Annotated in this window: 12 protein-coding genes and 1 pseudogene; 4 read left to right on the top strand and 9 right to left on the bottom strand. The window is 64.6% G+C overall.

The window, feature by feature from the left end:
* Nucleotides 1–153: 153 nt before the first annotated feature.
* The 7 genes from GM672_RS24855 to GM672_RS24885 form a co-directional block, all read right to left on the bottom strand.
* A complete protein-coding gene (locus GM672_RS24855; protein ID WP_155473215.1) occupies nucleotides 154–531 on the bottom strand; it encodes a hypothetical protein in 378 nt (125 codons plus the stop codon).
* A 318-nt stretch (nucleotides 532–849) separates the two neighbouring features.
* Complete coding sequence (locus GM672_RS24860) at nucleotides 850–1,629, bottom strand: peptidylprolyl isomerase (RefSeq protein WP_155473216.1); 780 nt, start codon at nucleotides 1,627–1,629, stop codon at nucleotides 850–852.
* Between the two features lie 114 nt (nucleotides 1,630–1,743).
* Nucleotides 1,744–2,523, bottom strand: a complete 780-nt coding sequence (locus GM672_RS24865; protein WP_155473217.1) for a peptidylprolyl isomerase — start codon at nucleotides 2,521–2,523, stop codon at nucleotides 1,744–1,746.
* 242 nt (nucleotides 2,524–2,765) lie between these two features.
* Nucleotides 2,766–3,053, bottom strand: a complete 288-nt coding sequence (locus GM672_RS24870) for a BolA family protein (protein ID WP_155473218.1) — start codon at nucleotides 3,051–3,053, stop codon at nucleotides 2,766–2,768.
* Nucleotides 3,050–3,682 (bottom strand): septation protein A, encoded by a 633-nt coding sequence (locus GM672_RS24875; RefSeq protein ID WP_308807467.1) that lies wholly within the window; start codon nucleotides 3,680–3,682, stop codon nucleotides 3,050–3,052. Before GM672_RS24875 ends, GM672_RS24870 begins: the two co-directional genes overlap by 4 nt.
* 3 nt (nucleotides 3,683–3,685) lie before the next feature.
* Nucleotides 3,686–4,093 (bottom strand): peptide-methionine (R)-S-oxide reductase MsrB, encoded by a 408-nt coding sequence (msrB, locus tag GM672_RS24880; protein WP_155473219.1) that lies wholly within the window; start codon nucleotides 4,091–4,093, stop codon nucleotides 3,686–3,688.
* Between the two features lie 15 nt (nucleotides 4,094–4,108).
* Nucleotides 4,109–5,590, bottom strand: coding sequence for a protein adenylyltransferase SelO (locus GM672_RS24885; protein ID WP_188916090.1), 1,482 nt, complete (start codon nucleotides 5,588–5,590; stop codon nucleotides 4,109–4,111).
* A gap of 157 nt (nucleotides 5,591–5,747) precedes the next feature.
* Here GM672_RS24885 and GM672_RS24890 point away from each other — a divergent pair, with 157 nt between their 5' ends.
* On the top strand, nucleotides 5,748–7,427 hold the full coding sequence (locus tag GM672_RS24890) for a 3-(methylthio)propionyl-CoA ligase (protein ID WP_229417934.1): 1,680 nt from the start codon (nucleotides 5,748–5,750) through the stop codon (nucleotides 7,425–7,427).
* Between the two features lie 65 nt (nucleotides 7,428–7,492).
* Nucleotides 7,493–9,592: a 3-hydroxyacyl-CoA dehydrogenase NAD-binding domain-containing protein gene (locus GM672_RS24895; protein ID WP_155473221.1), complete on the top strand. Its 2,100-nt coding sequence runs from the start codon at nucleotides 7,493–7,495 to the stop codon at nucleotides 9,590–9,592.
* Between the two features lie 66 nt (nucleotides 9,593–9,658).
* Here GM672_RS24895 and GM672_RS24900 read toward each other — a convergent pair whose 3' ends face one another.
* The gene (locus GM672_RS24900; RefSeq protein ID WP_188916085.1) at nucleotides 9,659–10,531 is read right to left on the bottom strand and encodes a GNAT family N-acetyltransferase; all 873 of its coding nucleotides are present in this window, start codon (nucleotides 10,529–10,531) and stop codon (nucleotides 9,659–9,661) included.
* Nucleotides 10,528–12,141, bottom strand: coding sequence for an L-aspartate oxidase (gene nadB, locus GM672_RS24905; protein WP_155473222.1), 1,614 nt, complete (start codon nucleotides 12,139–12,141; stop codon nucleotides 10,528–10,530). The genes GM672_RS24900 and nadB overlap by 4 nt, the downstream gene beginning before the upstream one ends.
* A gap of 174 nt (nucleotides 12,142–12,315) precedes the next feature.
* Between nadB and GM672_RS24910 the strand changes: the two genes are divergently transcribed.
* Entirely contained in the window at nucleotides 12,316–13,722 is a 1,407-nt protein-coding gene (locus GM672_RS24910; RefSeq protein ID WP_229417935.1) for a TIGR03013 family XrtA/PEP-CTERM system glycosyltransferase, read from the top strand.
* Nucleotides 13,722–14,134 (top strand): annotated as a pseudogene (locus GM672_RS24915) (hypothetical protein); the annotation flags it as partial. The gene GM672_RS24910 and the pseudogene GM672_RS24915, both read left to right, overlap by 1 nt.

Here is a 14,134-nt window from a genome sequence, read left to right on the forward strand (position 1 = left end):
GGCTTCGGCTTGTTTCAGGATGGCGATGATCTGGCTGTCGGTAAAGCGGGACGTCTTCATGTAGAGCTTTCTGTTCTTAAGTAGAAAATTCTACTTCTAACGACGCTCTTTTTGTGGGGGGATTACCATTGCTCCCGACCCAAAGCAGACGCTTCAGCTTCTAATATCAAGCCGAGATATTTCGAAATCGACATGTCCGTCGCTTAGCGCGCCCATCTCGATGATGAATCCTTGTACTTCGACCAGACCTTCCATCTGATCAATGACGCGACCTCGTCCTCGATATGCATAGTGCCCAACGCGTTCGATCCTCTCCGTAGACAACGCCTCTTTTTCGTTTTCCGGCCAATCAGAAAAGTAGGTAGCGAGCACATCTGCTTCCAGGGCCGACAATCGATTTTCGATAACGTCGCCGATCTTTAAGTCGCAAGGCCAGCAAAACGCGACGAGTTCACCTTTTTCGCTGCGAAGGGTTACTGACGCGTCTTCATCGTCTGGCGGGTCAACCAAAGTTACAGTCAGCATGTCCATTTATCTACGCCGTCCATTTCAAGGTCGATGTGACTGGCCGCTCTTCGCCGATCTCGGCCGTTCATCGACGGACCAGTCGCCGGGCGCCGGTAGCGCTTCGAGGTCGTGGCGGACTCGATGATCCTGCGGCGAACCTGGTTAGCGCGCCGCTGCCAAGCTTCGATGCCGTCACCAAAGCTCAGCACAATAATTTTACGGGCCCGATTGGCCCGTCAGGCTGCCAAGTATTGCGTACATCGGTCGATAGGCCACTGCGACCAACTGATAGCGCAAAAAAAAGCGCCCCGAAGGGCGCCTGGATGAAGCAAGCCGAAGGGCTTACTGCACCTTGGCTTTCTTGACCAGCTCGTCGCGGTAGGCGGCGATCTTCTTCTGGGTCAGGGCTTGTTCGATCTGGCCCTTGATTTCGTCCAGTGCCGGCACCTTGGCGGCGCGGCTGCCTTCCAGCTTGATGACGTGGTAGCCGAACTGCGACTGCACCGGCTTGTCCGTGAACTGACCGTCTTTCAGGGCCACCATGGCGTCGGAGAAAGGCTTGACGAAGTTGCCTGGGCTGGCCCAGTCCAGGTCGCCGCCATTGGCCGCGGAGCCCGTGTCCTTCGACTGCTTGGCCAGCTCTTCGAACTTGGCGCCGCCCTTCAGCTTGGCGATGATGTCGGTGGCTTCCTTCTCGGTCGCGACGAGGATGTGGCGGGCGTGGTATTCCTTGTCGCCCACGGCGGCCTTGTACTTGTCGTACTCGGCCTTCACTTCGGCGTCCTTGACGGGGTTCTTCTTGACGTAGTCGGCCAGCATGGCGTTGATGACAATGCTCTGGCGGGTGTTTTCCAGTGCCTGCTTCACTTCAGGCTTGTTGCTGTAACCTTGCTTGTCCGCTTCCTGGACCATCACCTCACGGGCGATCAGGTCCTTCTTGACGGCGTCGCGCAGCTGCGGGCTGTCGGGCTGCTTGCCCTGGGTGGTCACCTGCTTGACCATGGCGTCCAGGCGGGACGACGGAATGGCCTTGCCGTTCACGGTCGCCACGGTCTGGGCGAATGCCGGGGCGCAGGCGATGGCGATCAATGCTAACAACAGGCGGGCGGGCTTCAAAATCATTATCACATCCTATGGCATTAAGGACCCTGGTCGGGGTCGTTTGACAGTTTTACGCTTCGTTTTCAAGCAATTCCGGCGCCACGGCAAGACCGGGGCCGGAGCCAGACGTGTACCTTACTGAATCTTTGCCTTCTTGACCAGCTCTTCCTGGTAGGCCTGCAGCTTCTTCTGCATCAGTGCTTCCTCGATCTGCGGCTTGACCTCGTCCAGGGTCGGCAGCTTGGCGGCGCGCACATCGTCGACCTTGATCACGTGGAAGCCGTTCGGCGTCTGCACGGCCTTCTCGGTGACCTGGCCCTTCTGCAGCTTGACGAAGGCGTCGGAGAAGACGGGGGGGAACGACGATGGGGTGGCCCAGTCGAGATCGCCTCCGTTGGCCGCGGAACCCGTGTCCTTGGACGTCTTTGCCAGGTCCTCGAACTTGGCGCCGCCTTTCAGCTTGGCGATGATGTCGTTGGCCTGGGCTTCCGTGTCGACGAGGATGTGGCGCACGTGGTATTCCTTGTCGCCCGTTTCCTTGACGAAGCGGTCGTACTCGGCCTTCACGTCGGCTTCCTTGACGGGATTCTTCTTCACGTAGTCCGCCACCATGGCGTTGACGACGATGGCCTGGCGCGCGTTGTCCAGTTGCGTCTTGACGGCGGCGTCCTTGCTGTAACCCTGCTTTTCCGCTTCCTGCATCAGCACTTCACGGCTGATCAGGTCCTTCTTGATCATTTCGCGCAGCTGCGGCGAGTCGGCCTGTTGACCCTGGGCGACCAGTTGCTTGACAAGCACATCCGCGCGCGACGTCGGAATGGCCTTGCCGTTTACCACAGCGATATTTTGTGCGAATGCCGGCGCCGAAGCGACGGCGACGAGTGCGAGCAGCAGACGGGCTGGCTTAAAATTCATTGTTATTTCCTACGGGAAAAGGTGATAGCAAAGCGCGCTGGAGTAGGGACTTCGAAGTGGTGGCCGCAATGGTCACGTAAATCGCGGAGGTGTCTCGACTATTCAATCTCGATGGGTCCCAAAAACATCACGCATTCATACATCAGTGGACCACGCAAAACAATATTGGTTCCAGCCGGCGCGGCAACCGGAAGGCCCGGCAAACCCGGACCGCCCATGTCGTCGGGCGGCCGGACTGCGGATCAAGGCTTTCCGCTGTTCCGTTCCGACGGGGCCAATGCAGTAATGGCCAATGCATGGATTTCCTTATGCATCATATCGGCCACGGAATCATACACCAGACGATGACGTGTGACGAGGTTCAGGCCTTCGAATTTCGCTGAGGATATACTTAAGCGGTAATGGCCGCCGCCGGAGGCGGCGCCGGCATGTCCCGCATGCAATGCCGATTCGTCGTCCAGGGCGATTTCCGCCGGTCCCAGTGCCGCTTCCAGGCGCTGGCGGATCTGCTCGATACGAGGGTCGCTCATGCTTCATCCTTGATGTGCTTGGACAGATAAAAGCCCTGGGCGACGAAAAACACCAGCATCAGGCCCGTCACGCCGAAGGCCTTGAAGCTGACCCAGGCATTGGTATCGGCCTTGAACAGCACGAAGGCGACAAACAGGTTGAGCAGCCCCAGCGCGACCCAGAACAGCACCCACACGGTATTCAGGCGGGTCCATACCTCATCCGGCAGGGCGATCTGCTTTTCCATCGCTGCGCGAATCAGGTTCTTGCCGAAGAAACGGTAGGCCACCACCATGGCGGCGGCGAAACTCCAGTAGATAATCGTCGGTTTCCATTTGATGAAGTCGTCGTCATGGAAATAAATCGTCAGGCCGCCGAAGAACAGGAACACCACCATCGATACCCACAGGGCACCGTCGACCCTCTTGCCGCGTGCCAGCAGATAAGCGATCTGGATGGCCGTGGCGACGATGCCGGCAATGGTGGCGACGATGATGGGCGCCTGGCTGGCCTGGATGGCGCCGCCGGAAATAATGCCGGACAAATTGTCGTTGACGAGCAATTGCGCCGTGCCTTCATTGTTGCCGGCCCAGCGGTAGCTGCCGAAAAAGACCAGCAGGGGGAAAATATCGAACAGGAATTTCAACATGGATCAGTCTTCCGGAGTGAAGCGCAGCGAGGCCGAATTGATGCAATAACGCAGCCCCGTGGGCGGTGGACCGTCCGGAAATACATGACCGAGGTGGGCATCGCAGACGGCGCAAATAATTTCGGTGCGCAGCATACCATGGGAACGGTCGACTTTCTCGATGACATTGGCCGGATCGAGGGCTTCGAAATAACTGGGCCAGCCGCAACCGGAATCGAATTTCGCGTCCGAGCGGAACAGCGGCGTATTACAGCATACGCAGGTATAGATGCCCCGTTCGTGGTGGTCCCAGAATTTGCCCGTGAAGGCGCGCTCGGTGGCGGCGTGACGGGTCACCTGGTATTCGATGGCATCGAGCTGGCTGCGCCAGTCGGCGTCGGATTTGACGACTTTCTTGGTTTGATCGTTCATGGTGTTTTCAAGTAATCAAGAGGAACAGCTTACTTCCAGGGTACTGGCCCAGTCGGGCGGCAGCGCGGCGTAATGCTCGTTCTCCGGCTGCTCGTCGAACGGTTTCTGCAGCACCTGCAGCAACCGCTCGACTTCGGAAAAGTCCTTGTGCTGGGCTTTTTCGATGGCCGCCTGCGCCAGGTAATTGCGCAGCACGTATTTCGGATTGACGGCGTTCATGGCGGCGCCGCGTCCGGCATCGACGCTGCCTTCGAGCCGGAGGCGCTGGCGGTATTGATCGGCCCACGCATCGAACGCGGGGCGGTCGATGAACAGATCGCGCAGCGGCTCGTCGCCCGCATTCGAACCGGCCTGCAGGCTTGAGAGCCTGCGGAAGAATAGCGTGAAATCGGCGTGGTTCGCTTGCAGCACGCCAAACAGGGCGTCGAACAGGGCGCGGTCGGCGTCGGCGTGCTCGGGGATCTGCGCCAGGCCCAGCTTGGCGTGCAGCAGCCGGTCCACGGTGGCGGCGAATTCGCCCTGGTAGACGTCCAGCGCTTCCTGGGTTTCCTCGACATTGCCGATCAGCGGCACCAGCGCCTGCGCCAGCGCGTAGCAGTTCCAGTGGCCGATCTGCGGCTGCATCGCATAGGAGTACCGGCCCTGGTTGTCGCTGTGGTTGCAGATGTGCTGGGCGTCGAACGCTTCCATGAAGCCGAACGGGCCGTAGTCCAGCGTCTGGCCGAGGATCGACATATTGTCCGTGTTCATCACGCCGTGCATGAAGCCGACGGCCTGCCAGTGGGCGATCAGCCGCGCCGTGCGGCGGGTGACTTCCTCCAGCAGGGCCGCGTACGGATTGTCCTCGCCGCGCAGGGCAGGGTAGAAGCGGTCGATCACGTAATCGGCCAGCGTGCGCAGCCTGGTTTCGTCGTTCCGGTAGAACCAGTGCTCGAAGGAGCCGAAACGCACGAACGACGGCGCCATGCGGATCACGACTGCCGAGGTTTCGATGGTTTCGCGCACGACGCCCTGGTCGGAACCGGCCACGGACAGGGCCCGCGTGGTGGGAATGCCCAGCGCATGCATGGCTTCGGAGCACAGGAACTCGCGGATCGACGAGCGCAGCACGGCGCGGCCGTCGCCCATGCGCGAGTAAGGCGTCATGCCGGCGCCCTTCCACTGCAGTTCGACGGGGCCGTCGGGCGTGGCGACGTCGCCCAGCAGCATGGCGCGGCCGTCGCCCAGCTGGCCGGCCCATACGCCGAACTGGTGGCCGGAATACACGGCTGCCAACGGCTGGGCGCGTTCGGGCACGCGGTTGCCGGCCAGGACAGCGACAACGTCATCGTCCACCTGGGCCGGGTCGAGCCCGATCAGGGCGGCGGCGGGCGCGCTGAGGCCCACCAGGTAAGGTGCCGGCAACGGCGTGGGCATCAGCCGCGTATAGAACTCGGGCGGCAGGCTGGCAAAGGAATTGTCCAGCGGGATGGAGAAAGCGGCGATGGCGAATCCTATATCGTGGTTGACTCGTGGATGATTGCCGCGATTTTAGCGCACCCGGCGAGGATGCACCGGCGCGCTGCGCGACAGCTGTGTGCTGCGGCGCAGCATCGAAAGTCATTGACCGGTTGTCGCCCCTGCCCGTTAAATAAAAAGAAACATAGGAGACCCAATGTTCACCCAGTCCAAAGCCCCGCTGCAAGACCTGCCCAAGAGCCCCGTCATGGGCCAGATGATGGACCAGCCGCTGCTCGTGTCCTCGATCCTGGAATTCGCCGCGCGCCATTTCGGCGACACGGAAATCGTGTCGCGCAGGGTAGAAGGCGACCTGCACCGCTACAACTGGCGCGACTGCCGCGCCCGCGCCTGCCGCCTGGCCAACGGGCTGGCGGCCCTTGGCGTGACGATGGGCCAGCGCGTCGCCACTCTGGCGTGGAACGGCTACCGCCACCTGGAGGCCTATTACGCCGTCTCCGGCAGCGGCGCCGTGCTCCACACGATCAATCCGCGCCTGCACCCGGAACAGATCGCGTGGATCGTCAACCATGCCGACGACCAGTACCTGCTGTTCGACCTGACGTTCCTGCCGATCGTCGAGGCGATCGCGCCGTTGTGCCCGAACGTGAAGGGCTTCATCCTGATGGCCGACGCCGACCGCCTGCCCCAGGAAACCCGCATTCCGAACCTGCAAAGCTATGAAGCGGTGCTGGCGGGCCAGCCGGACCGGTACGAATGGCCCCAGTTCGACGAGCGCTCGGCCGCTTCGCTGTGCTACACATCCGGCACGACGGGCAATCCGAAGGGCGCCCTATATTCGCACCGTTCCACCGTGCTGCACGCCTACGGTTCGGCCATGCCCAACGCGCTGAACGTGGCCGCGCGCGACACCGTGCTGCCGGTGGTGCCGATGTTCCATGTGAACGCGTGGGGCCTGCCGTATTCCGTGCCCCTGTCCGGCGCCAAGCTGGTGTTCCCCGGCGCGGCGCTGGACGGCAAGTCGCTGTACGAGCTGTTCGAAGGCGAGGGCGTGACCTTCTCGGCCGGCGTGCCCACCGTGTGGCTCGGACTGGTGAACCACATGAAGCAGAACGGCCTGCGCTTCCATACCTTCCGCCGCACCGTGATCGGCGGCGCGGCCTGCCCGCCGGCGCTGATGGACGCCCTGATCGACGAATTCGACGTGGAAGTGGTGCATGCCTGGGGCATGACGGAGATGTCGCCGCTGGGCACGGCCTGCAGCCTGCTGGCCAGGCACACGACCCTGCCGGCCGACGAACAGCGCGCCGTGCTGCGAAAGCAGGGCCACGCCATCTTCGGCGTCGACATGCGCATCGTCGACGACAATGGGTCCGAACTGCCGTGGGACGGCACCACCTTCGGCCACCTGCAGGTGCAGGGGCCGTGGGTCATCGAATCGTATTTCGGCGAGCAGGAGACGGCCCTGACGGACGGCTGGTTCCCCACCGGCGACGTGGCCACCATCGATGCGGAAGGCTATATGCGCATCACGGACCGCAGCAAGGACGTCATCAAGTCCGGCGGCGAGTGGATCGGCACCATCGACCTGGAAAACATCGCCATGTCGCACCCGGCCGTGTTGCAGGCCGCGTGCATCGGCATGCCCCATCCGAAGTGGGACGAGCGCCCGCTGCTGGTGGTGGTGCCGCGCCCCGGCATGACGGTGACGCGCGAGGAACTGCTGCGCTTCTACGAGGGCCGCATCGCCAAGTTCTGGATGCCGGACGACGTCGTGTTCATCGACAGCCTGCCCGTGGGCGGCACCGGCAAGGTCAAGAAGACGGCGCTGCGCGAGCAGTTCGCGGGCCATGTCGCCGCCGGCATCACAAAATAGCACGGTCGCTCTATTATCGGGTATAGTGAACCCATCCCACTGACAACCAGAAGAGGAACAGAGACATGAGTGCCGATTACCATGTGAGCGGAGCAGTCGCCGTCATCACGCTGAACAACCCGCCCGTGAATGGCCTGGGCCTGGTCACCCGTACCGCCGCCGTCGAGGGCATCCGCAAGGCGCTGGACGATGCCAATATCAAGGCCATCGTCATCACGGGCGCCGGCAAGGCCTTCTCGGGCGGTGCCGACATCAAGGAATTCAATTCGCCCAAGGCGATGACGGAACCGACCCTGCACACCCTGATCCGCACGGCCGAGGAATCGACCAAGCCGGTGGTGGTGGCGATCCACAGCGTCTGCATGGGCGGCGGACTGGAACTGTCGCTGGGTTGCCACTACCGCATCGCGCTGCCGGGCGCGCAGATCGCGCTGCCGGAAGTGAAACTGGGCCTGCTGCCCGGCGCCGGCGGCACCCAGCGCCTGCCCCGCGTGCTGGGCCTGGAAGCGGCACTGAACATGATCGTCTCCGGTAACCCGGTGCCTTCGGAACAGCTGGCCGGGACGGCCCTGTTCGACGAGGTGCTGCCGGCCGGGACGGACTTCGACGGCCTCGTGAAAGCAGCCGTGGCCTTTGCCGAGAAGATCGCCGACGTGCGCCCGCTGCCGAAGGTACGCGACCGCAAGGTGGACTATCCGAACCACGAAGCCTTCCTGCAGTTCTCGCGCAATACCGTGAAGGCCGTGGCGGGACCGTTCCCGGCGCCCCTAGAGTGCCTGGAAACCGTGGCCGCATCGGTGACGATGAAGTTCGAGGACGGCCTGGCCTTCGAGCGCGAGCGCTTCATGCACCTGATGCAGACCACGGAATCGAAGGCGCTGCGCCATGCCTTCTTCGCCGAGCGCGAAGCGAGCAAGGTGCCGGACGTGCCGGCCGATACGCCGACCAGGAAGATCGCCCGCGCCGCCGTCATCGGCGCCGGCACGATGGGTGGCGGCATCGCGATGAACTTCGCCAATGCCGGCATTCCCGTGACGATGCTGGAAACGAAGCAGGAAGCGCTGGACAAGGGCCTGGCCACGATCCGCAAGAACTACGAAAGCACGCTGAAGAAAGGCAAGCTGACGCAAGAGAAGTTCGACCAGCGCGTCGGCCTGATCACGGGCACCCTGGACTATGCCGACATTGCCGATGCGGACATCGTCGTCGAAGCCGTGTTCGAGGACATGGGCGTGAAGGAAACCGTGTTCAAGAAGCTCGACGAAGTGATGAAGCAGGGCGCCATCCTGGCGTCGAACACGTCGACCTTGGACGTGGACCGCATCGCCGCATTCACCAGCCGCCCCCATGACGTCATCGGCACGCACTTCTTCAGCCCCGCCAACGTGATGAAGCTGCTGGAGATCGTGCGCGGCAAGGCCACCGGCAACGACGTGCTGGCCACGGCGCTGGCACTGTCGAAGAAGCTGAAGAAAACCGGCGTCGTCTCCGGCGTGTGCGACGGCTTCATCGGCAACCGCATGATCGAGCAGTACTCGCGCCAGGCCGGCTACCTGCTGGACGAAGGCTGCCTGCCCGAGCAGGTCGATGCGGCGATGGAGCGCTTCGGCTTCGCCATGGGCCCGTTCCGCATGGGCGATCTGGCCGGCAACGACATCGGCTGGTATATCCGCAAGCGCCGCGCCATCGAAAAGCCGGAAATCCAGTATTCGAAGACGGCGGACCTGCTGTGCGAACTGGGACGCTTCGGCCAGAAGACGGGCGGCGGCTGGTACGACTACAAGCCGGGCGACCGCAAGGCCTACCCGAACCAGCAGGTCAACGACATGATCGTCAAGCACTCGGCCGACATCGGCGTCGAGCGCCGTCCCATCGGGGACCAGGAAATCGTCGAGCGCCTGGTGTACGCGCTGGTCAACGAAGGCGCCCATATCCTGGAAGAGGGCATTGCGCTGCGCGCCTCGGACATCGACATGGTCTACCTGACGGGCTACGGCTTCCCCCTGTACCGTGGCGGCCCGATGTTCTATGCCGACACGGTGGGCCTGCCAAACGTGCTGGCCACCATCGAGCGTTTTGCCAAGGGCCGGCATGGCGATGCCTGGCGTCCGGCGCCGCTGCTGGTGCAGCTGGCGGCCGAGGGCAAGGGTTTCAATTCGCGCTGATCGGGTGCTGAAGTAAAAAAGCCGCGCTGCCTGGTTGGGCAGCGCGGCTTTTTTGTGCCTGGGTTTCTAGGCGATGGTCTTGCGCATGCGCGCCAGCGGCACTTCGACGCCGCCCGGCGTCATCTTGAACCGCTCGATGCTGTCGTAGCCGGCCGCGCGATAGAACGGCACGCCCGGCATCGTCGCCGCCAGTTCCAGCGCCGAGAAGCCGGCCGCGCGCGCCGCGTCTTCGCAGTGCCGCAGCAGCAGCGTCGCCAGGCCCTGGCGCGGGTGGCCCGGGTCGACGAAGAAGGCGCGGATACGCCCCGGCTGCAGGGCCGGGTCCAGCTCGGGGTCGTCCGGGCCCTTGGCCTTGTCGGCGCCGCACAGGGTGGCGCGCTTGCTCCAGCCGCCGGCGGCAATGGCTGCGCCGTCGCGCTCGACGATGAAGTAGGTGCGATCCTCGATCAGCTGGGTGTCGACGCCGTACACGTGTTCGGTCAGCGCGGCAGCCTGTTCTTCCGTATAGAAGCCTTGCGACAAGCCCAGGCCGGAACGGGCGATCAGTGCCTCCAGCGTCGCTACGTCGGCCACCGTTGCCGTACGCAGCTGCGTCTTCGCGCCAAAGATGAACCAGGCGTTGGCGATGCGTTCTTCCTTCACCTCGTACATTGCCACCAGTTCCACGTAACCCGGGCCTTCGGCGCCCAGGCTGTGCACCTTCTCGTGGTCGATGACGGTGCGGCCCGTGACGATGCGGTGCAGCAGTTCGGCGCGAGGCGACGCGGCCGCAAAACGTGCCGCGAAGCGTTCGCGGATGGCGGCGCTGCCGGCCGCCAGCAGGGTGTCGGGATGCTGGTACTGGCCCGCATCGCTGGCGTAGATGCGGCACAGCGCCTCGACGTCGTGGGCGTTGTAGGCGTCCAGCTGCGCCTGGACCACTTGGACTGGCGTCATCATCGGCGGTTCGGCGTCAGGATGCTGGGCAGGGCCTTCGGCAGCGTTTCCGGATAGTCGCGGCTGAAGTGCAGGCCGCGGCTTTCGCGCCGCTGCAGGGCGCTGTTGACGATCAGGCCGGCCACGTCGACCAGGTTGCGCAGTTCCAGCAGGTCCGCCGTGATGCGGAAGTTGCGGTAGTACTCGTCGATTTCCTCCTTCAGCAGCGCGATGCGGTGCTGGGCCCGTTCCAGGCGCTTGGTCGTGCGCACGATGCCGACGTAGTTCCACATGAAGCGGCGCAGCTCGTCCCAATTGTGGGCGATGACGACTTCCTCGTCCGCATCCGTGACGCGGCTCTCGTCCCAGTCCGGCAGGTAAGGCGTGCCGTTCTTTTCCTGCGACACGATGTCCTGGGCGCAGGCGCGGCCCACCACCACGCATTCCAGCAGCGAATTGCTGGCCAGGCGGTTGGCGCCGTGCAGGCCCGTGCAGGCCGTCTCGCCGACGGCGTACAGGCCGGGCAGGTCGGTGCGTCCCACCAGGTCCGTGACGACGCCGCCGCAGGTGTAGTGCGCGGCCGGCACGATGGGGATCGGCTCCTTCGTGATGTCGATGCCCAGTTCCAGGCAGCGCGCGTAGATCGTCGGGAAGTGCTCGATCAGCCAGTCGGCCGGCTTGTGGCTGATGTCCAGGTGGACGTAATCCAGGCCGCGCTTCTTGATCTCGAAGTCGATGGCGCGGGCCACGACGTCGCGCGGGGCCAGCTCGGCGCGCGGGTCGTGGGCCAGCATGAAGCGCTGGCCGGCCGCCGCGCCCGCTTCCGGCGGCAGCTTCAGCACGCCGCCCTCACCCCGGATCGCTTCCGTGATCAGGAAGGACTTCGCGTACGGGTGGTACAGGCAGGTGGGGTGGAACTGGATGAATTCCATGTTCGACACGCGGCAGCCGGCGCGCCAGGCCATGGCGATGCCGTCGCCGCTGGCCGTGTCGGGATTGGTGGTGTACAGGTAGACCTTGCCGGCGCCGCCGGTGCACATCACCGTGTGCTCGGCCGCCACGGTGTGGACCTGGCCTGTCTCCGTGTCCTGCACGTACAGGCCGTGGCACTTCGGCTGGGCGTTGCCGTGGTGCGGGCGCGGGCCCAGCTTGTCCGATGTGATGAGGTCGATGGCGCAGTGGTGCTCGAACAGGCTGATGTTCGGGTGCGCGCGCACCTTCGATTCCAGGGTGACCTGGACGGCGTGGCCGGTGGCGTCGGCCGCGTGGATGATGCGGCGCTGGCTATGGCCGCCTTCGCGCGTCAGGTGGAAACCCAGTTCCGCGCTGGTGTCGCGCGTAAACGGTACGCCCTGCTCGATCAGCCATTCGATGGCTTCGCGCCCATGCTCGACGATGAAGCGGGTGGCGCCCACGTCGCACAGGCCGCCGCCGGCCACCAGGGTATCGGCGATGTGCTGCTCGTGGCTGTCGCCCGAGTCCAGCACGGCGGCGATGCCGCCCTGGGCCCAGTTGCTGGCGCCGTCGAGCAGCTGGCGTTTCGAGATGATGGCGACCTTGCGGGTTTCGGCCAGGTGGAGGGCGACCGACAGGCCGGCCAGTCCGCTGCCGACGATGGCGACGTCAAATTTCATGTTGTGCGAGAGGTTTTCACGATAAGAAGACATGACTATAGACCATTTAATAAGCTCCGTCATGCCGGGGCCGTTTTTGCGCCGGCACAAGGCGGCCCGCGCGCCGGTCCGGCATCATGGCTGAGCCATCGGCAGCGGTGCCGGGCGCGCCCACGGTGGGCGGGGAGCCAGGCCTTGGCAGGGAGCAACGAAGTGATCCGGATCTTCAATCATTATGTATCGCGCACGGGCCTCGTGCTGCTTCTGCTGGAAATGCTGATCCTGCAGGCAGCCAGCGTGCTGACGGCGCTGATCTGGGAAGGGCAGGGCCTGGACCCGCACGCGCCGCTGGACCTGGTGCTGTCGGCGCTGGCCTTTGCCCTCGTCAATGCCTTCAGCATGAGCAGCCTCGGCATGTACCAGCAGGCCGTGCGCGAGGACATGCGCACCGTGCTGGCGCGTATCGTCCCCGCCTTCGTGCTGGGCTTCGCGCTGCTGTCGGCGCTGATGCACGTGGTGCCGGCCATCCATTTCGGCCCGGCCCGCGGTCTGGCCTTCGTGCTGGGCGGGGCCGGCGTGCTGTTTACGCGTGTGCTGTTGTTTACGTCGGCGCAATCGAGCATGATGGTCGAGCGCCTGATCCTCGTCGGCGACGGCGTGCTGGCGCGCGAGTGCCTGGCACTGGCGGCCAGCCCGGACGGTTCGCGCCGCTTCGTCGTTGTCGGCTGCGTGCCCGTGCCGGGCGAGGCGTCCTGCGTACCGGCCGCCAAGGTGCTGCCGGCCGGGGAGTCGCTGTTGTCGCTGGCGCGGCGCCATAACGCCACGGAACTGGTGGTGTCGGTGGGCGACCGCCGCAGCGGCGCCTATCCGGTGCGCGAACTGCTCGACTGCGCGCTGGGCGGCGTGAAGGTGACGGATGCGGCCCACTTCTTCGAGCGCGAGGCCAGCCAGATCCGCGTCGATTCCCTGCAACCGAGTTACCTGATCTTCGGCGGCGGCTTCGACCAGAGCTTCCTGCGCGCCGCCGTCAAGCGCAGCTTCGACCTGGCCGCCAGCGCGGCCATCTGCATCGCCACCTTGCCGGTGATGCTGGTGGCGGCCGTGTGCATCCTGATCGAGGACGGGGGCCCCGTGATCTTCCGCCAGGAGCGGGTCGGCAAGGACGGCCGCCGCTTCCAGGTGCTGAAGTTTCGCAGCATGGGACAGGATGCGGAGATCGACGGTCGGCCGCGCTGGGCGACGGCGGGCGATCCGCGCGTGACACGGGTCGGCCACTGGCTGCGCAAGCTGCGCATCGACGAGCTGCCGCAGATGATCAACGTCTTCCGCGGCGAAATGAGCTTCGTCGGCCCCCGCCCGGAGCGGGCCTACTTCGTCGAGCAGCTGGGGCGCGAGATTGCCTACTACGACGTGCGGCACAGCATCAAGCCGGGCATCACGGGGCTGGCCCAGGTGCGCTACCAATACGGTGCCTCGGTCGACGATGCCGTGCGCAAGCTGCAGTACGACCTGTACTACGTCAAGAACAACAGCCTGTTCCTCGACCTGATGATCCTGCTCGACACGGTGCAGGTGGTCCTGTCCGGCAAGGGAGCACGGTGATGCCCGTGGCGCCCGCGCCGGCACTGGTGGCGGCCGTCAGCCATGGCCTGGGCGCGGCCGCTTTCCTCGGCTTCGCCCTGCTGGTCCTGGCCAGCCGGCGTGCGCGCGAACAGCACCGCGTGATGCTGGCAAGCTGCCTGGCCACGGCCGCGTGGGCCGCCGCCGTCGCGCTGCGCGACTGGTCGCTGCCAGGCGTCGACATGGCACAACTGGCCCAGGTGCTGGAAGTGCTGCGCACGGCGGCGTGGATGGTGTTCCTCGTGCTGCTGCTGGGGCCAGCCGGGCTGCCCGTGCGGCGCCTGCTGCTGGCCCTGGGATTGCTGGTCGCGCTGCAGCTGGTGCTGGGCGAAATGACGGCGGACGCGCTGGTGCCGGCGCCGCTGCCGGCCGTGGCCGAGGTGGCGCCGGCCCA

Source organism: Pseudoduganella buxea, from assembly GCF_009720835.1.
GTDB classification, from domain to species: domain Bacteria; phylum Pseudomonadota; class Gammaproteobacteria; order Burkholderiales; family Burkholderiaceae_D; genus Rugamonas; species Rugamonas buxea.